Genomic DNA, 17,149 nt, shown 5'->3' with positions numbered 1-17,149 from the left:
ATGCTCAGTGTAGAGGAAAAGTCGTGTCAATTCAACAGGAAGATCAAAATCAATTTTACCGGTGGCGAACTTTCTTCCGACAGCGGTCATCTGATTTTTAAAGAATTTGATGAAAAACTCGGTTTCTCAAAAACGCTGACTCACCATCTGGTGCTGAACGATTCGCGCAAAAGTCCGGATTATTCCAATGAGCAACTTTTGCGCCAGAAGATCTATCAGCTGCTGGCTGGTTATTCTGAAGATGATGCAGCGGATTCATTGATTCACGATCCCGTGTTCACTCAGGTTGTTGAATCACCAACACTTGCGTCACAGCCGACACTCTCCCGTTTTTATGATCGCTTTGATCCTAATGCTCTGGATCAGCTTGGCATGGCCAACCAAAAATTACTCGACAAAGTTCACCGCTATCGCAAGAATCCAGCACTGATCCTTGACTTGGATTCCACCCATGTTGATACGTATGGAAAGCAAGAATCCTCGGACTATAACGCGCATTACGGTACGATCGGCTTCCATCCCTTGGTGGCGTTTGATGGGGCAACGGGTGATTTTTTGAAAGCGAAACTGCGTCCTGGAAATCGCTATACATCGCATGGCGTTGTGGACTTTGTCCGGCCGATTCTCGAACACTACAACGAGCACTTTCCAGAAACCACGCCGCTCGTTCGCGCTGACAGCGGTTTTGCCACACCGGACCTCTACGAGGCGTGCGAAACAGAATCCGTCTACTACGTGATTCGGCTGAAGACCAACGCCGTGCTTCAACGGATGGCCGAAGAACTTCACCCGAATGATTCACCAACCGGTAAAACTCAGTGTTACTATGAAGAATTTGATTATCAGGCGAAGTCCTGGGGTAAGCCAAGACGGGTTGCCGTTCAATCCATTCGCCCGGCCAATGAACTTTTCTTTACGCATACCTTTATCGTGACCAATCTGGTTGAATGCTTCTCCCCGAAACAGGTCTTTCAGACTTATCAGAAACGAGGGACGATGGAAAACTACATCAAGGAAGCCAAATCCGGATTCAGTCTGGATCAACTGTCTAGTCACAAATTCGAAATTAACGAAGTCCGATTGATGCTCAGTCTGCTCGCCTACAATTTAACGAACTGGATGCGGACGATGGCATTCCCAAAAAGACAGAAGGCCATGCGAATCGAAACCATCCGAACGCGGATCGTCAAAGTGGCCAGTAAGCTCGTCCGGTCAGGACGATCCCTTTATTTCAAGCTGTCTTCCAGTTTTGTCTATCAGGCATTCTTCTGGAACGTGCTCAACCGGATTCAACAACTTCACATCGAGTAACAAAAAAACACTCAGCTCAAAATTCAAAACGGGTTCATCAGATCAACGGGGGAAGTCTGTCTCAAAATGGCCTTCTTTTACGTGAATGTTCAGAAATTGATCTTCAAGGTCATTTTTCCATTCAAAAAATCAAGTGAAATCAGGTTGGCTGCATCCTGGTGAGCAAAATCCCGAAAAAACGGCAAGCGGTGAATAATTCAGGGTCTTATCGTTTCTATTCATGAAAATCAACGATACTTTGCGCCTCTCACGGTTTAGAACGTCTTCACGACAAGAAAAGAGAGGTATTTTCGTGAAGTTGTATGATTTCCGTCACAGTTTTACCGCGAAATCATGAAAATATCTTTTATAATGAAAGTAGGAAGCTAACGAACGATAAGGGCGTGATTTTTTTGGAAAAAGCAATTTGTTTCCCATCACATGAGATGAATAACACGCATGTGTTCTCGGAACAAAGTCTGAAAATACTCGATTCCGTGATGTCAGTGACTTCATATAAAAAAGGCGCGAATATCTTCTGGGAAGGGGACAGCGCCGATAAACTTTTTTTCATTGTTCAAGGACATGTGAAGCTGTTTAAATCGGCATATGATGGAAGAGATCTGGTGCTTCACTACTTTATGGATGGTGATCTGTTCGGTTCAATCAGCAGTCTTGGAAGTACAGAGCATTCGTTTACCGCAACGGCTGTTTCGGACTGCTCAATCGGTGTGATTGCGGAAAAGGACCTCGAACCGTTGCTCATCTCGAATTCGAGCTTATCCTTCGAATTTATGAAATGGAACGGGATGATGGGGCAGTTTACTCAGATTAAGCTGCGCGATCTCATTTTTTACGGGAAAACCGGTGCACTGGCCTCGACTTTGCTGCGCATGATTCATGGGTTTAGTCGCACAGAGCCGGACGGGATTCATTTCACGATCAGTCTGACGAATACCGACCTCGCGCAATTGATCGGTTCAACACGCGAAACGGTCAACCGGATGCTGCAAGCATGGAAAAAAGATGGGGCGATCGACTATTATCATGGAGCGATCGTGATTAAGGATCTCGATTATATTAAAGCGATTTGTCATTGTGAGGATAAGTGTCCGCTGCCAATCTGCCGTCTGTAAAGCGGCGATAAGAAGTGACGTGGGCGATTGAGTGCAAGGATTGCGATGGACAAGGAAAGATAATTAGGTGAATCGGATGAAAAAAACGAATTGGATTAAAGCGTTTTATTGGGTCGTTGCCGCTCTCTTCTTAAGCGGATGTGCAGCAGGCGGCGAACTGAACACAGATGCTTCAACGTCTTCAAGCTCGGCGCAGCTATCGAGCAGTGCCGAGCATTCTGCCGGGTCGACAGCCGATGCGCCCGTGCAAACGGACGACTCCGCTATCGAAGAACCTGCCGGCGGAGTACATACCAAGGTCATTGAAGTGGTTGACGGCGACACCTTTCAAGTGCTTTATCAGAAAAAAATTGTGACGGTGCGTGTGCTTTTGATTGATACACCGGAGACGCATCATCCTTCCTTAGGTGTGCAACCTTATGGACCGGAAGCGAGCAGCAATGCGCATAAGCTGCTGGATGGAAAAACGGTAACGCTTGAGCTTGCAAAAAACGGTGGGCGGGATAAGTATGGACGACTGCTGGCGTATGTTTTTGTCGATGGCCGATCCTTTGAAGCCCTTCAGTTAGCGGCCGGTCTTGCCCGCGTCGCGTATGTGTATCCACCGAATACGAAATACATCGATCAGTTACGAGCCGTTGAGCAGCAGGCCAAGACGAAGCGGCTCGGCGTCTGGTCTGTAAATGGCTATGCCGCAGCCGACGGCTTTCATCCTGATCTCATGAAAGGGACAGACGCGTACCGGGAAATTCAGGGGCACAGCAAACCAGCGAACCAACCCGCAAGTGCCTCCTCTGAAAGTAACTCGAGTCCAGATGGAGCGTGTCAGGGGAAAATCAAGGGCAACATTTCCTCACGAGGAAAAATTTATCACATGCCGTCTGATCCGTATTATAAGATGACTAAAGCCGAACGATGCTTTAAAAACCGTAGCGAAGCGGAAAATGCTGGCTTTCGTGCAGCAAAATAAATAGAAACCGAGGCTGTTCCAATCATCGGAACGGCCTCGGTTCGTTACTACTGCACGTGCTGTTGTTGCTCAATTTCTGCCTTGACTTCGTTATATGCGGTGTCTAAATTACGGATGCGGCGGATCAGTTCGAAGTTCTTATTGATCCGGTCCTGGATGATTGCCGAAATGACCGTGTGATAGTAGCTGTTCATCGTTTGAATCGGCGTATGCACGTCTCCATTCTTCTTAATTTGCAAATGGAGCGCTTCTTTAAAATAGTCGACACTAAATAAATTGGAATTCAAATCGTTTCCCTCCTTGCGAAAACGCTCAAAACATTATATTCTAGCGAATCAATGTCCATTCATGACTGCCGCCATGGACTTGGGTAAACATTTCCGCCATTTTCTCGATTAATTGTTGTGCTTCATTGGCCGCCATCGATGGGCGCAGGTAAATAATCTGCAGTGCTTCGGTTGTCTTCTCGGTGACACAGGTTCGTCGCGAATCGACGATCGGACTGCCGAATGCACCGCATCCATCAATGGATACCAGCTTGTCCTTCATATGCATGATGCGGCCATTCAAACCGTTATACTGATCGGCATCGGTGCCAATTTTAATCTGAATTGGATTTTCAAGATGTGCGGCGTCATACAAGCCCATCGGAATGCCGTGCTGGACGCTGAAGAAGTTCAGCAGATCCACTGCTGAATGGATGAAATGCGGGTGACCATCCTTCTTAATTTTGCGCAGCAATGCTTCCTGAGAAGGGCGGTAACGGGATGGATCACAGCCGATTTTTTTAAACACCTGACGCCATTCCCGAACGCCGGGAATTTCATTGACGTGATGCTCGGTCAATGATAAGTGAATGTTCTCATAGTAGAGGGGCAGGCGCTCACCAATTAAGGACGGGAGCTCGCCAACCGCAATTGACGGGTAATAAATGATACCGATTTTAAAATCAGGCACTAAATCCTTCAATTGAGAAGAAATCGAAACATCAAACATGACATGCCTCCTGTTCGACCGATCTACTGTAAGTGTACCATAAATGATGCGTGATTCTTCAGGCAATGTTTCAAAGAGAAGCGCTTTTTTAAAGCCAATTGAATCGCGCCAATGAAGCAGCCGGATCGGTGCAGGCTCAAGGCGAACGAACATGATCTTAAAACCGATCAAGCGTTTTCTATCATTGCGAAATCAACTAATTTCTTAGATAATGGTCGTGAATCACATCGGAGCTAAAGGATTGGACTTCTTGGCGTAATGCTGACCGACTCATGATTTTTCAGCAGGATCATGCAGTGATTGAGTTGAAATCGTGCGTTCAATCGATTAGAAAGGGGCCCTAAAACGATGGAACAAAAAGATTATCTAGCGGTGAGTGAGCAAGATACCGCGATTGGCATGCTGACGCTCACCGTTTACCAAGATCGGCTGTGTCGGATTGACTTTGGCCCGCTTGCTGCCAAGCGAGCGGAAATCGTGCGCTGGGCAGCAAAACACGGCCTGCCAACTGTTTTGCAGGACGATGCTGCAGCTTGCATAGATGCGGCTGATCAACTGACGGAATTCTTAAGCGGTAAAAGAAAGACATTTTCTTTGAAGCTGCTCATGAAGGGCACTGAATTTCAGCGTGAGGTGTGGCAGGCACTGATCGACGTTCCATACGGGACAACGCGTTCCTATAAGGATATTGCGGGTATCGTGAATCGTCCGAAGGCAGTACGGGCTGTCGGTATGGCCAACAACCGAAATCCGCTGCCCATTGTTGTTCCTTGCCACCGCGTCATCGGGACAAACGGAGCATTGACCGGGTACGCCGGCGGTCTCAAAGTGAAAGAATACTTATTGGGTTTGGAAACGAAGTGCTGAATGGAATCCGCCAATGATTCGGTATGATTGCTCGCATTAAGGCATAAGGTGTAACGAGATCATGTCGAAGCGGGGAATGCGTGTGGACTGGAAAACTGCATTTCAGAATCATCTAACCATGTTGGGGGACTATTGGGTCGGCAATGCCGATCTTCATAAGATGCCGCTTGACCCGGAAGAAAAGCGCCGATTCACGGCGAGAAGCAAAGCGCTGAAGGATCAAGAGGCTGAAATTGAACGTACGCTCGTTCGGGCAAATCATGTGCGTGCAACCAGTAAGCGTGAGGACCTCGTCGTTGATTATTGCTTGGTCATGCAATGGCTGATCAAACATCAAAGTACATTTATTCTTGAAGAACGTTTGGAAAATCGCCAGTCTGTGCTGCGAAATCAACGTTTGGTTTCGGATGCTCTGGTGCCGATCGTTGCAAAGGAAGAGCAGGAGTTTGAGCGGGAGTCCGGTGAACTAGCACCGCTCGAGCTACGTTCGCGCACCTATGATCGGCTGGCTGCCGTACGCTATGCCGATTTGTGGTGGAACCGCCGAAATCCGCAGTATCCGGTTGTCGCCGATGATTGCACCAACTATATTTCTCAATGCCTTCATGCCGGGGGCATTCGCATGTGGGGCAATCCGATTCGCAGTAGGGGCTGGTGGCAGCAGCGGACGAATTGGAGTTTCAGCTGGACGGTTGCCAATGCGCTGCGCTGGTACTTGTCCAAGTCGGAAGGTGTGATTGGTGCTGTGGAGAAAAGCAGTGCGCGTGAACTTGTCCCAGGTGATGTCATCTGTTATGACTTTGAAGGGGACGGGCACTGGAACCATAATACAATGGTGACCGCGCTCGATGCCAACGGCGAACCGCTGGTAAATGCGCATACTTACGATGCACGGCACCGTTCTTGGGCTTATCGCGATTCCCCGGCATGGACCAGTAAAATTCAGTATAAATTCTTTCATATTCGCGATCAAACCTAAGTGCGCTGCTTAAGTTGTGCTATAATAGATGCGTTTTCAAAGAAAAGGTCGGTTGATCCGGCCTTTTTTCACGAGTAACGAGCGGCATTTCATCAATAAGTCCGTTCGCGACACAAAAGCGCTCTGACGCCTGCGGGATCGCGCCTTGTTGATGCGTGCCAGGCGAGACCCCGCAGATTCTAGCCTGTCTGAGGAGGCACGCGGTGCGCCCGCGGCAAGCGAGCAATCGGAGCGTACACAAAAATCAGAATGGTTTAAGGCCAAGCACAGCTTGGTTTTTCTAACGAGTAACGTATTGTTGTTTTCATAATGAGGAGTGTGCACCAGAAATGAGTAACCATATTGTGCTTTATCAGCCGCTTATTCCACCGAATACAGGAAATATCGCCAGAACTTGTGCCGGAACAAACACCGGACTTCATCTCATTCGACCGCTCGGCTTTTCTACTGATGATAAGCATCTGAAGCGTGCCGGTTTGGACTATTGGGACTCAGTAGATCTTCATTACTATGACTCACTTGACGAATTCTTTGAGCGGCATCCGCAAAGCGAATACTACCTTGTTGAAACCGACGGCAGCAGGCCTTATGATGCCTTTGACTATAGCGATACAAGTAAAGACTACTATTTTATTTTCGGACGAGAAACAACCGGATTACCGAAAGAATTTGTTGCCAAGTATCAGAATCGCTGCATTCGATTGCCGATGACGGGCGCAATCCGCTCACTTAATTTATCGAATTCAGCTGCAATCATGCTCTACGAAGCACTGCGCCAGCAGCGTTTTCCGGGATTATCCTGACTATCCGTATCATCCTTGTTTTTTACTGATTGTATGATCCCCCCTCAGGATTTCAAAAAGTGTAATAAAAATTTTATGAAATCTGATTTTTCCTATTGCTGGGCTTTTCCCGCTGGATTCATTAACGATTCCTTCTCAATCTGTACATAGTTTCATGAAAGATTAGCGAATGAACGCATACACTTAAGTACATGGTCAGAAGCATTGGTGAATCTTTTCTAGGGGGGATACAATGAACTTTCTTGATAAACTGAAACAGTTCCGCGACTATGAAGAGCAGCTGAAATGGGAAGGCACATTTGCAGACTATCTTGAACTAGTGAAGAAGAATCCGATGATCGCACAGTCCGCACATTCCCGTGTCTATCAGATGATTATTTCCGCTGGTGTTTCGGAGCAGAACGGACATAAACATTATCATTTCTTTGATGACAAGATCTTCGGACTTGACGAAGCGATCGAACGGCTCATAGAGGAGTATTTTCACCCTGCAGCGCGACGCTTGGACGTAAAGAAGCGTATCTTGCTGCTGATGGGTCCGGTGAGCGGCGGTAAATCAACGATTGTGACGATGCTGAAGCGCGGCTTGGAAAAGTATTCATGGACCGATGAAGGGGCGATTTATGCCATTAAGGATTGCCCGATGCATGAAGACCCGCTTCACTTAATTCCGCCGCACCTGCGCGAAGACTTCTTTCAAGAGACGGGCATCCGCATTGAAGGAAATTTGTCACCGTTAAATGTGATGCGGCTTGAGAAAGAGTACGGCGGACAGATTGAGGACGTTCCAGTGGAGCGTATTTTTCTTTCAGAAGACAAGCGCGTGGGGATCGGTACGTTCAGTCCATCGGATCCGAAGTCGCAGGATATTGCTGATCTGACCGGCAGCATTGACTTCTCAACGATTGCCGAATATGGATCAGAATCCGATCCGAGAGCCTATCGATTTGACGGTGAGCTGAACAAGGCGAATCGAGGCCTGATGGAATTTCAGGAAATGCTGAAGTGTGACGAGAAATTTCTGTGGCATTTGCTGTCTCTGACTCAAGAGGGTAATTTCAAGGCCGGACGCTTTGCCTTAATCTCGGCGGATGAATTGATTGTCGCGCATACGAACGAAACCGAATATCGGGCCTTTATCAGCAATAAAAAGAATGAGGCACTTCATTCACGAATGATTGTGATGCCGGTTCCGTACAATCTGAAAGTTAGTGAAGAAGAGAAGATCTATGAGAAGCTGATCTCGGAAAGTGATGTGGCAAACGTGCATATCGCGCCGCATGCGCTACGTACGGCAGCTGTATTTTCGATCTTGACCCGTTTGAAGGAATCCAAGAGTCGTGGTATTGATCTCATTAAAAAGATGCGACTCTACGATGGCGAAATCGTTGAGGGCTATAATGAAGCCGATATTAAGGAACTGCAGAATGAATTTCCTGATGAAGGGATGGGCGGCATTGATCCGCGCTACGTCATCAACCGGATTTCTTCTGCAATCATTAAGAAAGGTGTACCGTCGATCAATGCACTGGATATTTTGCGCTCCATTAAAGAAGGGCTGGCGCAGCATCCGTCCATCAGTGACGAGGATCGTTCGCGTTACACTGAATATATTGCACTTGCCCGCCGCGAATATGATGAATTAGCAAAAAGTGAAGTACAAAAGGCATTTGTTTATTCTTTTGAAGAATCGGCAAAAACATTAATGGATAACTATCTGGATAATGTTGAAGCGTATTGCAACAGCAATAAAATTTTCGATCCGATTACCGGTGATGAAGTTGATCCGGATGAGAAGCTGATGCGTTCCATTGAAGAACAAATCGGCATTTCCGAAAATGCGAAGAAATCGTTCCGAGAAGAGATCTTGATCCGCATTTCTGCCTATGCACGTAAAGGCAAACGCTTTAACTATAAGTCGCATGAGCGGCTGAAAGAAGCGATTCAGAAAAAATTATTCGCCGATCTCAAGGATGTAGTGAAAATTACAACGTCAAGCAAAACGCCGGATGAGGCGCAGCTGAAACGTGTCAATGAAGTTATTGCAAGACTTGTTGATGAATACGGTTATAATACGACTTCTGCTAACGAATTATTAAGATATGTAGGAAGCTTGCTCAACCGTTGAATCGGATCGCCAAAAGGAACGGCTGAGCGGTAAATCAAGAAGGGACACGCGCAAGTCAATGAGCCAATCAACAAAGAGAGAAGTATGGAGCTGGATCCGTGCGGGCGCCATCGCCATTCTAATTGCTTTTCTTGTCCGCCAATTTATTTTCAGTAATTATATTGTCCGCGGCGAGTCGATGATGCCGACACTTCAGGATGGAAATCGTTTGATCGTGAATAAAATCGGTTACACGGTCGGTACACCGCATCGTTTTGACGTGATCGTTTTTCACGCAACCGAAACAGAAGATTATGTGAAACGGATCATTGGATTGCCTGGGGATTCGATTACGTATAAGAACGATCAGCTGTACGTCAATGGGAAAAGGGTCGCGGAACCTTATTTACAGCATTATAAGGATGCGCTGCCCCCAGGCCAGCAGCTCACGGAAAATTTCAATTTGAAGGCAAAAACCGGTAAGCTGCGCGTTCCCGAGGGTAAGTTATGGGTAATGGGCGACAATCGCCAGAATAGTGAAGACAGCCGCTACTTTGGCTTTGTTGATCAGAAATCGGTCATTGGAAAGGTATCTATTCGTTATTGGCCGCTTAATGAATGGGAAATCATGCAGTCCATTGTGTTACCATAATGTGCATCGAATTTTGAAAGTGCCGATTCGCTCGGCGCTTTTTTACATAAAGAGGAACGATGGCATCCGCGTCCTGTATGCAACGCGAAAGTCATCACCTTCTGTGGAAGAAGATACGAAAGCGCGAGACGCCTGCGGGAGAGCAGGCCAAAGGAGACTCCGCAGATTTCAGCATGTCTACTAAGGAGGCTCCTGGGATGACCGCGGCAAGCGAGTAGATGGAGTGTCGTTTTGTAACACAAGGGGATGAATCAAAGCCGAATCCTGCGAAATTAATGACTAAGCGCAGCCCGGTTTTCTGATGTTCATGCAGCCAGAAAACCGATTTTGCTTAAATAACGGACGGCACCACCATCTCTTGTGATCCGTATACGAATCGTGTATTATATTTAGAGCTTCCTTAATTTGGATGTTACCATTCATTTTTACGAGCGAATGATGTTTTTTGGGAGTCGGTGTTTCATGAGTCAGAAAAAAAAGAGAAGTGAAGCCTTTGCCTGGATACGGGCACTCACATTGTCTGTGCTCATTGTGATTTTAGTTCGGACGTTTATCTTGGGCAATTATATTGTTGACGGTCCGTCAATGAAACCGACTTTGTATAACGGAGATCGCCTCATTGTCAATAAACTTAACTACGAATTCGCGCAACCGCAACGATTTGATGTGGTGATTTTCCATGCAACGAAAACGGACGACTATGTCAAGCGTGTCATTGGTCTTCCGGGAGATACCATTCAGTATAAGAATGATCAGTTATATGTGAATGGAAAAGCAGTTGCAGAACCCTTCCTCGATAAAGAGAAACGCAGCATGCTGGTTGGTCAGTTGACGTGGGACTTCTCACTGAAAGAGCTGACCGGCAAAACACGTGTCCCTGAAGGCATGCTCTGGGTGATGGGCGACAACCGTCAGAACAGTACCGACAGCCGCGTCCCTGAGATCGGTTTTATCAGTGAAAAAAAGGTCGTTGGAAAAGTTGATCTGCGCTATTGGCCGCTTAACCGATTCGGGATCATCCATCGTGATTAAATAAGGGAAAAATAAAAAAACAACCGGTGCGTCGTGTAGCTCTCCTACTACCGGTTGTTTTTTTATCTTGTAGGAAACATTCATGCTTTGTTTACGGGCGCCAAGTATCTCTTGAATAAACTGATTGTACCAAGTGTTCTTTATCGCGCGACCGTATCTTCCTGTTCCTTTTGAAAGAAATACTTCATAGCATGATAGACATCGCTCTTTTGTTTTAAGATAAACGAATGAAAGGCATCATTCTTGATACTTCGATAGGCACTCATCAATGTACTTGATCGGTGGTAGGGATTGATTTCGCCATAACCGAAGAAATCAGTAATGTCCATAATTTCTTTGACAAGACGAACACATTTTGGATTATCCGATGACAAATTATCACCGTCGGAGAAGTGGAACGGATAAATATTGTATTTGGCCGGTGGATAGGAAGCGTTAATCAGTTCCAGAGCTTTGAGATATGCCGACGAGCAAATCGTCCCGCCGCTTTCGCCTTTTGTGAAGAAGTCTTCCTGGGTGACGACACTGGCTTCAGTATGGTGGGCAATAAACTGAATCGATACTTTTTCATACTTGGTGCGCAGGAAACGGGTCATCCAAAAGAAGAAACTGCGGGCAATATATTTTTCCCAAATGCCCATGGAACCGCTTGTATCCATGAGTGCGAGGACGACCGCGCGGCTTTCTGGTTTTACGATTGTTTCCCAAGTTTTAAAACGTAAATCATCCTCAATAATCGGATGAATGGAGGTTTTTCCGGAACGTGCATTTCGTTTGATTGCCGACAGAATCGTTCGCCGTTTATCAATATTTCCCATAAGTCCTTTGCGGCGAATGTCTCGGTAATCAATGCTCTGGACGGTGATATCCGGCTCCTGTTTTCTTTTAAGATGAGGGAGTTCTAGTTCCTTGAAAAAGAGCTTTTCAATTTCCATAATTGAAATGTTGGCTTCGTAGTAATCGATGCCTGGGCGGTCGCCTGCCCCTTTTCCTTTGCCGCCGCCTTGAGCCTGCTGTTTTCCAGGCGCTTTTGCAATGACATCGCCTACCTTGCTTTTGCCGTTACCTTGACCGACATGTTTTGTTTTATCAAAGTTATACCGCAATTTGTATTCATCCAAAGATCGGATTGGAATCCGTGTCATTTTTTTACCATCGGAAAGGATGATATTTTCGCTGCTGATCAGATCAGGGAGGTTGTTTTTGATCGCATCCTTGACTTTTTCTTTATGGCGGCGCTGATCTTCTTCACCTTTGTGATGAAGATCCCAATCCTCTTCTGATATTAAGAAATTGCTCATGTAAAATCCCTCCTTTAATGTGTACGATAAAATCGGACAATCGGGACTGCAGCGATGGTTGATTAATTTAATGTATGCTTTCGATGATGAACCTTGACTGATTTTACGAAAAGAGTGAATTTTGGGTGACTTGAGGGGAGGGGAATGGACGGATCTTCTCCAAGGATCCAGCGCCTGGCTGGCGATTTTACACAAAGTTTTCAGGAAGCAAGGCTAGAAATAAATGCGACACATGGTAAAATGTAGACTGAGACCACTGAGAAGGGTTGTATTTGATGATTAAAGCAATTGTCTTTGATTTTGATGGTGTTATTTTGGATAGCGAACGAATTATGTACCTGGTCATGCAGAAGATGTTCCACCGCTATCATGTCGATTTGCCGCTCAGTATTTGGAGTCAGGCCATTGGAACACAAAACGGCTTCAATTCCCTTGATTATCTTGAGGAACACGCCCAGGTGAAAATAGACAGGGCAGCGTTCAAGAGTGAACGTGATGCACTTTTTAATAAACTTGTTGATGAAGAAGAAGTACTGCCTGGTGTGAAGTCGATCTTAGTTCAGGCACAAGAACTCGGTTTGAAAATCGGGCTTGCGACCAGTTCCAAGGGGGAATGGCCGCGTAAACACTTGAAACGCTTTGGATTAATTGATTATTTCGAAAGCATTAAATCATGGGACGATGTGCTCAAGGTAAAGCCGGATCCTGCCTTGTACACGAAATCACTGGATGCGCTTGGGGTCAGTCCGAAAGAAGCGATTGCGATTGAGGATTCGTTCAACGGCTCGCTGGCTGCAAAAAAAGCGGGGATGTACTGTATTGTTGTGCCGAATGCCGTCACCAACCAGATGCCGTTCGGTCATGTGGACGGCTGTTTTAATTCGCTTAAAGGTATTTCGTTGGAAAAGCTTGTGAAGTATTTTTCCCCTGAGCTGAGAAGCAAGCGATAAAAAGCTCGAAGAAATACTGCTTCTGGATGAATCGTATGGGGACAAGCTTTCTAAAGAAATATTCATGACCGCGTGAGGGGACCCTGCGGGAGTGTGGCCCAAGGAGACTCCGCAGATAGTCTGAGAAGGCTTCTGGACGGCTCGCGGCAAGCGAGCAACTGAAGTGTCGTTTGTGCAACAAGGTGATGCATCAACGCCTCAAACAACAGGATGAAAAGATCGTATGTTCTGCGATAAGAGGCAGTGAAAAATCTAACTGCAAATTAAAATGACAAAGGTCCGCTGCCTTAGTGCTGGCAGCGTTCACTTGGTATATAATAGAAAAAGACATTTAAAATGTAGTGGAATCAAGGCTTTTAACTATCTGATGGGGTGAGCACATGAGTTGGGAGACCGTATATAAAAAATGGATTGCAGACCCGCAGCTGGATCCTGCGCTGAAAAAGCAGCTGGATGCAATGGCTGATGATCCTGAAAAACTTGAAGACTGCTTTTATACCAATTTGGAATTCGGTACCGGCGGGATGCGCGGTGAAATTGGCCCTGGCACCAACCGCCTGAATCTGTACACGATTCGCAAAGCTTCAGAAGGCTTAGCAAGATATATTGAAAATGCCGGTGAAGAGGCGAAGAAACGAGGCGTCGTCATTGCGCATGACCCGCGGCATTTCTCTGCTGAATTCACTTTAGAAGCAGCGAAGACCTTAGGCGCTCACGGGATTAAGACCTATATTTTTGATTCACTGCGGCCGACACCGGTTCTTTCTTTTGCCGTGCGCGATTTACATGCTTTTTCCGGGATTGTTATCACGGCGAGCCACAATCCGCCGCAATATAACGGGTATAAGGTCTACAATGAATTCGGCGGCCAGCTTCCGCCAAAAGAAGCAGATGAAGTGATCCGCTTCGTGGCATCGGTTGAGGATGAACTTGCCGTACAAGTCGGCGATGTGGATCAGTTGAAGGCAAGCGGCTACTTGGAAGTTGTTGGCGATCAAGTGGATGAAGCTTATCAAGAAAAGGTACAGACGCTTTCGTTGAATCCTGAACGGATTAGACGTGTTGGTTCTGATTTGAAAATCGTCTATACACCACTTCATGGAACGAGCCGCTACCCGATTATTAATGGTTTGAAAAGATGGGGTTTCACAAATGTGACGGTTGTCAAAGAACAGGAAGAACCGGATCCGGAATTTTCAACGGTAAAATCACCAAATCCGGAAGAACATGCAGCGTTTAAGATTGCGATGGAATATGGCAGAAAGCTGGATGCGGATCTCTTGATTGGAACGGATCCCGATTCTGACCGTCTCGGTGTTGCCGTAAAAAACGATCAAGGCGACTATGTCGTTCTGACGGGAAATCAAACGGGCGCCGTGCTGCTCGATTACTTGCTCACGCAAAAGAAAGAAAAAGGATTGTTGCCCGATAACGGCGTCGTTGTGAAAACAATTGTCACCTCTGAAATTGGTCGAACGATTGCAGCGGCTTTCGGTATTCCTACCGTCGACACCTTGACCGGATTTAAGTTCATTGGTGAGAAGATTCATGACTATGAATTAAGCGGCAAATACAGCTTCCTATTCGGTTACGAAGAGAGTTACGGCTATTTGATCGGCTCCTTTGTCCGAGACAAAGATGCAGTTCAAGCTGCGCTATTTGCTTGCGAAGCGGCTGCTTACTTTAAATCACAAGGCAAGTCTTTCTATGATGCGCTTCAGGATGTATTCAAGACGTATGGTTACTTTGAAGAAGGTCTGGAATCGCTGACCTTGAAAGGGATCACCGGTAAAGAAGAAATTGCTGCGATTATGAATAACTTCCGCACGCAGCCGCCGCATGAGGTCGCTGGTGTTATGGTTGCTGTCATCGAAGACTACCAAACGTCTGAGGCAGTCGAAACGGATTCAGGCAGCACGTCGGCGATTAAGCTTCCGAAGTCGAATGTACTGAAATATAAACTGAAAGACGGGTCATGGTTCTGCCTGCGCCCATCCGGTACGGAACCGAAAATTAAGTTCTACTTTGGTGTTAAAGGCGCCGATGCAGCAGATCGCGATAAGAAATTCAACGCTTTGAAAAAAGCGGTTATGGATCGTGTTCACGGATTAGTCAGCAAATAAGTCACAAGCATTTATGATTCACATAAATTAGGTATATAATTAAGGAAGAATGATTGAAAAAGCATTCGCATTGAATTGCCGACTTAATTCGGCAGAGCGAGTGCCTTTTTCTTGACTGCGGTCTTGAGACAGACTGCGTCGGATCTGATCTTAGTAGGAGGAAACCATGAATCGGTTACAGCAGGAATTAAACAGGCGCCGTACATTCGCCATCATCTCTCACCCGGATGCCGGTAAAACGACGCTGACTGAAAAGCTGCTGGTGCTTGGCGGCGCTATTCGAACGGCTGGCGCGGTCAAATCACGAAAGGCTGAAAAATTTGCGACTTCAGACTGGATGGAGTTGGAGAAAAAGAGAGGGATCTCCGTAACCTCCAGTGTGATGCAGTTTGAGTATGATGGGTATAAGATTAATATTTTGGATACCCCGGGGCACCAGGACTTCAGTGAAGATACGTATCGAACGTTAATGGCAGTCGACAGCGTTGTCATGATTATCGATGCCGCTAAAGGCGTTGAACCGCAGACGATAAAACTATTTAAGGTATGCCGTGACCGCGGGATTCCGATTTTTACATTTATCAATAAACTGGATCGTCAAGGCAAGGATCCATTGGAACTTTTTGAGGAAATTGAAAATGTGCTCGGTATCGAATCCTATCCGATCAACTATCCAATCGGGATGGGGCAGTCCTTTCGCGGGGTTTACGACCGGCAGGATCATAAAATCGAATGGTATAACGAAAAAAGAGAGCGCCAGGTTCAGAATTTAGGCGAGGTTGAGGAACTGACGGATATCTTAAAGGATCAGGTTGACGATTATACCTTGAGTCAGCTGGAAGAAAACCTGATGCTTCTGGATGAAGCAGGAAGCCGTTTTGATCTTGAGGCGGTGAAAGCCGGCAAGCAGACACCGGTCTTTTTCGGGAGCGCGATCTCAAGTTTCGGTGTTCCGACATTTTTGGAACACTATTTGAAACTTGCCCCGCAGCCGCAGCCGCGGCACTCGAGTGAAGGCATCGTTCAACCGAATGACCCGAATTTTTCAGGGTTTATTTTCAAGATTCAAGCAAACATGAACCCGGCGCATCGCGATCGAATTGCCTTTCTGCGGATCTGTTCCGGTAAATTTGAGAAAGGCATGAGCGTCTATCTCGATCGAACGGGCAAGCCGTTGAAACTCGCACAGCCACAGCAATTCTTTGCCGACAGCCGTGAAATGATTGATGATGCATTTCCAGGGGATATTGTTGGGCTCTACGATACAGGCTTCTATCAGATTGGCGACACGGTATGCCAAGCGAAAGATACGTTTAATTTTGGTGCATTGCCGCAGTTTGCTCCGGAGCATTTTGCTAAAGTGCGAGCCAAAAACGCAATGAAGCAAAAGCACTTTCTCAAAGGGGTCAGTCAGCTGGCACAGGAAGGTGCGATTCAGGTCTATAAAACGCCTTATGAAGAGACCATTCTCGGCGTTGTCGGAACGCTGCAGTTCGATGTCTTTGTCTACCGCATGCAGGCTGAGTACGGTGTTGCTCTGGACATTGAACGGATGCCGCATCAGGTAGCAAAATGGATTGCAAGTCGCGAGGATGCAGAAGCACTTCGCCGCAACGCCAACAATCTGGTGGTTACCGATTATAAAGACCGCCCGGTGATCATTTTTGAAAATGATTTCTCACTGCGCTGGTTTCAGCAAAAGCATCCCGATGTTGTACTGCGCGATTCGTCCCATAATATGTGAGTGGTACAGAAAAAAAGAGCCTTGTGCAGGCTCTTTTTTTGTAAGTAAAGAATCGATATGAATTTGCTGCTACTCATCCTACTAAGATAAGCAGCAGTCTCCGTCAACGAAACAAGACGCCCGCGGCGAAGACAATCGAAGCGTTGATTTTAGGCGCCATAAGGGGATAAACGTGTGATGAAACCGAACAAGCCGCGAC

Annotated in this window: 15 protein-coding genes; 12 read left to right on the top strand and 3 right to left on the bottom strand. The window is 46.5% G+C overall.

The window, feature by feature from the left end; translation table 11 throughout:
- The 3 genes from K7399_RS08860 (at window position 1) to K7399_RS08850 (ending at window position 3,396) form a co-directional block, all read left to right on the top strand.
- Window positions 1-1,311 (top strand): IS1380 family transposase, encoded by a 1,311-nt coding sequence (locus K7399_RS08860; RefSeq protein ID WP_028977669.1) that lies wholly within the window; start codon window positions 1-3, stop codon window positions 1,309-1,311.
- A 383-nt stretch (window positions 1,312-1,694) separates the two neighbouring features.
- Complete coding sequence (locus K7399_RS08855; RefSeq protein ID WP_223362282.1) at window positions 1,695-2,426, top strand: Crp/Fnr family transcriptional regulator; 732 nt, start codon at window positions 1,695-1,697, stop codon at window positions 2,424-2,426.
- Window positions 2,427-2,502: 76 nt separating this feature from the next.
- Window positions 2,503-3,396 carry a thermonuclease family protein gene (locus K7399_RS08850; RefSeq protein WP_028975963.1) on the top strand — a complete coding sequence of 298 codons (894 nt, stop codon included), beginning with the start codon at window positions 2,503-2,505 and terminating at the stop codon, window positions 3,394-3,396.
- A 47-nt stretch (window positions 3,397-3,443) separates the two neighbouring features.
- On the opposite strand, the gene yvfG is transcribed toward K7399_RS08850, so the two are convergent.
- Together yvfG and K7399_RS08840 are read right to left on the bottom strand one after the other, a co-directional pair.
- A complete protein-coding gene (yvfG, locus tag K7399_RS08845; RefSeq protein ID WP_010023678.1) occupies window positions 3,444-3,683 on the bottom strand; it encodes a protein YvfG in 240 nt (79 codons plus the stop codon).
- A 40-nt stretch (window positions 3,684-3,723) separates the two neighbouring features.
- Complete coding sequence (locus K7399_RS08840) at window positions 3,724-4,392, bottom strand: B3/B4 domain-containing protein (RefSeq protein WP_028975962.1); 669 nt, start codon at window positions 4,390-4,392, stop codon at window positions 3,724-3,726.
- A gap of 348 nt (window positions 4,393-4,740) precedes the next feature.
- On the opposite strand from K7399_RS08840, the gene K7399_RS16215 reads away from it, so the two are divergent.
- The 6 genes from K7399_RS16215 to lepB (K7399_RS08810) all read left to right on the top strand — a co-directional run bounded on the left by K7399_RS16215 (window position 4,741) and on the right by lepB (K7399_RS08810) (window position 10,832).
- The gene (locus K7399_RS16215) at window positions 4,741-5,259 is read left to right on the top strand and encodes a methylated-DNA--[protein]-cysteine S-methyltransferase (protein WP_010023680.1); all 519 of its coding nucleotides are present in this window, start codon (window positions 4,741-4,743) and stop codon (window positions 5,257-5,259) included.
- Window positions 5,260-5,320: 61 nt separating this feature from the next.
- Complete coding sequence (locus K7399_RS08830; protein ID WP_028975961.1) at window positions 5,321-6,238, top strand: amidase domain-containing protein; 918 nt, start codon at window positions 5,321-5,323, stop codon at window positions 6,236-6,238.
- 329 nt (window positions 6,239-6,567) lie between these two features.
- A complete protein-coding gene (trmL, locus tag K7399_RS08825; protein WP_028975960.1) occupies window positions 6,568-7,041 on the top strand; it encodes a tRNA (uridine(34)/cytosine(34)/5-carboxymethylaminomethyluridine(34)-2'-O)-methyltransferase TrmL in 474 nt (157 codons plus the stop codon).
- A gap of 232 nt (window positions 7,042-7,273) precedes the next feature.
- Window positions 7,274-9,169, top strand: coding sequence for a PrkA family serine protein kinase (locus K7399_RS08820; protein ID WP_028975959.1), 1,896 nt, complete (start codon window positions 7,274-7,276; stop codon window positions 9,167-9,169).
- A 58-nt stretch (window positions 9,170-9,227) separates the two neighbouring features.
- On the top strand, window positions 9,228-9,800 hold the full coding sequence (gene lepB / locus K7399_RS08815; protein ID WP_028975958.1) for a signal peptidase I: 573 nt from the start codon (window positions 9,228-9,230) through the stop codon (window positions 9,798-9,800).
- Window positions 9,801-10,262: 462 nt separating this feature from the next.
- The gene (lepB, locus tag K7399_RS08810; RefSeq protein ID WP_028975957.1) at window positions 10,263-10,832 is read left to right on the top strand and encodes a signal peptidase I; all 570 of its coding nucleotides are present in this window, start codon (window positions 10,263-10,265) and stop codon (window positions 10,830-10,832) included.
- A gap of 140 nt (window positions 10,833-10,972) precedes the next feature.
- Here the strand turns inward: lepB (K7399_RS08810) and yhbH are convergent, their stop codons facing one another.
- Entirely contained in the window at window positions 10,973-12,133 is a 1,161-nt protein-coding gene (gene yhbH, locus K7399_RS08805; protein ID WP_028975956.1) for a sporulation protein YhbH, read from the bottom strand.
- 275 nt (window positions 12,134-12,408) lie between these two features.
- On the opposite strand from yhbH, the gene K7399_RS08800 reads away from it, so the two are divergent.
- The 3 genes from K7399_RS08800 (at window position 12,409) to K7399_RS08790 (ending at window position 16,950) form a co-directional block, all read left to right on the top strand.
- Entirely contained in the window at window positions 12,409-13,083 is a 675-nt protein-coding gene (locus tag K7399_RS08800) for an HAD family hydrolase (RefSeq protein ID WP_028975955.1), read from the top strand.
- 380 nt (window positions 13,084-13,463) lie between these two features.
- Entirely contained in the window at window positions 13,464-15,206 is a 1,743-nt protein-coding gene (locus tag K7399_RS08795; protein ID WP_028975954.1) for a phospho-sugar mutase, read from the top strand.
- 166 nt (window positions 15,207-15,372) lie between these two features.
- Window positions 15,373-16,950, top strand: coding sequence for a peptide chain release factor 3 (locus K7399_RS08790; RefSeq protein ID WP_028975953.1), 1,578 nt, complete (start codon window positions 15,373-15,375; stop codon window positions 16,948-16,950).
- The last annotated feature ends 199 nt before the right edge of the window (window positions 16,951-17,149 follow it).

It is taken from the genome of Sporolactobacillus terrae, from assembly GCF_019930545.1.
Classification (GTDB): domain Bacteria; phylum Bacillota; class Bacilli; order Bacillales; family Sporolactobacillaceae; genus Sporolactobacillus; species Sporolactobacillus terrae.
Note: the sequence above shows the minus strand (reverse complement) of the source record. Positions and strands in the feature narration are given on the sequence as shown.

Bases quoted from the DNA above. Each gene is read 5' to 3' on its own strand.
- K7399_RS08860 (WP_028977669.1), top strand. From the start codon at position 1: ATGCTCAGTGTAGAGGAAAAGTCGTGTCAATTCAACAGGAAGATCAAA.
- K7399_RS08795 (WP_028975954.1), top strand. From the start codon at position 13,464: ATGAGTTGGGAGACCGTATATAAAAAATGGATTGCAGACCCGCAGCTG.
- K7399_RS08820 (WP_028975959.1), top strand. From the start codon at position 7,274: ATGAACTTTCTTGATAAACTGAAACAGTTCCGCGACTATGAAGAGCAG.
- K7399_RS08790 (WP_028975953.1), top strand. From the start codon at position 15,373: ATGAATCGGTTACAGCAGGAATTAAACAGGCGCCGTACATTCGCCATC.
- lepB (WP_028975958.1), top strand. From the start codon at position 9,228: ATGAGCCAATCAACAAAGAGAGAAGTATGGAGCTGGATCCGTGCGGGC.
- lepB (WP_028975957.1), top strand. From the start codon at position 10,263: ATGAGTCAGAAAAAAAAGAGAAGTGAAGCCTTTGCCTGGATACGGGCA.
- K7399_RS08840 (WP_028975962.1), bottom strand. From the start codon at position 4,392: ATGTTTGATGTTTCGATTTCTTCTCAATTGAAGGATTTAGTGCCTGAT.
- K7399_RS08800 (WP_028975955.1), top strand. From the start codon at position 12,409: ATGATTAAAGCAATTGTCTTTGATTTTGATGGTGTTATTTTGGATAGC.
- K7399_RS08830 (WP_028975961.1), top strand. From the start codon at position 5,321: ATGTCGAAGCGGGGAATGCGTGTGGACTGGAAAACTGCATTTCAGAAT.
- trmL (WP_028975960.1), top strand. From the start codon at position 6,568: ATGAGTAACCATATTGTGCTTTATCAGCCGCTTATTCCACCGAATACA.
- K7399_RS16215 (WP_010023680.1), top strand. From the start codon at position 4,741: ATGGAACAAAAAGATTATCTAGCGGTGAGTGAGCAAGATACCGCGATT.
- yhbH (WP_028975956.1), bottom strand. From the start codon at position 12,133: ATGAGCAATTTCTTAATATCAGAAGAGGATTGGGATCTTCATCACAAA.
- K7399_RS08850 (WP_028975963.1), top strand. From the start codon at position 2,503: ATGAAAAAAACGAATTGGATTAAAGCGTTTTATTGGGTCGTTGCCGCT.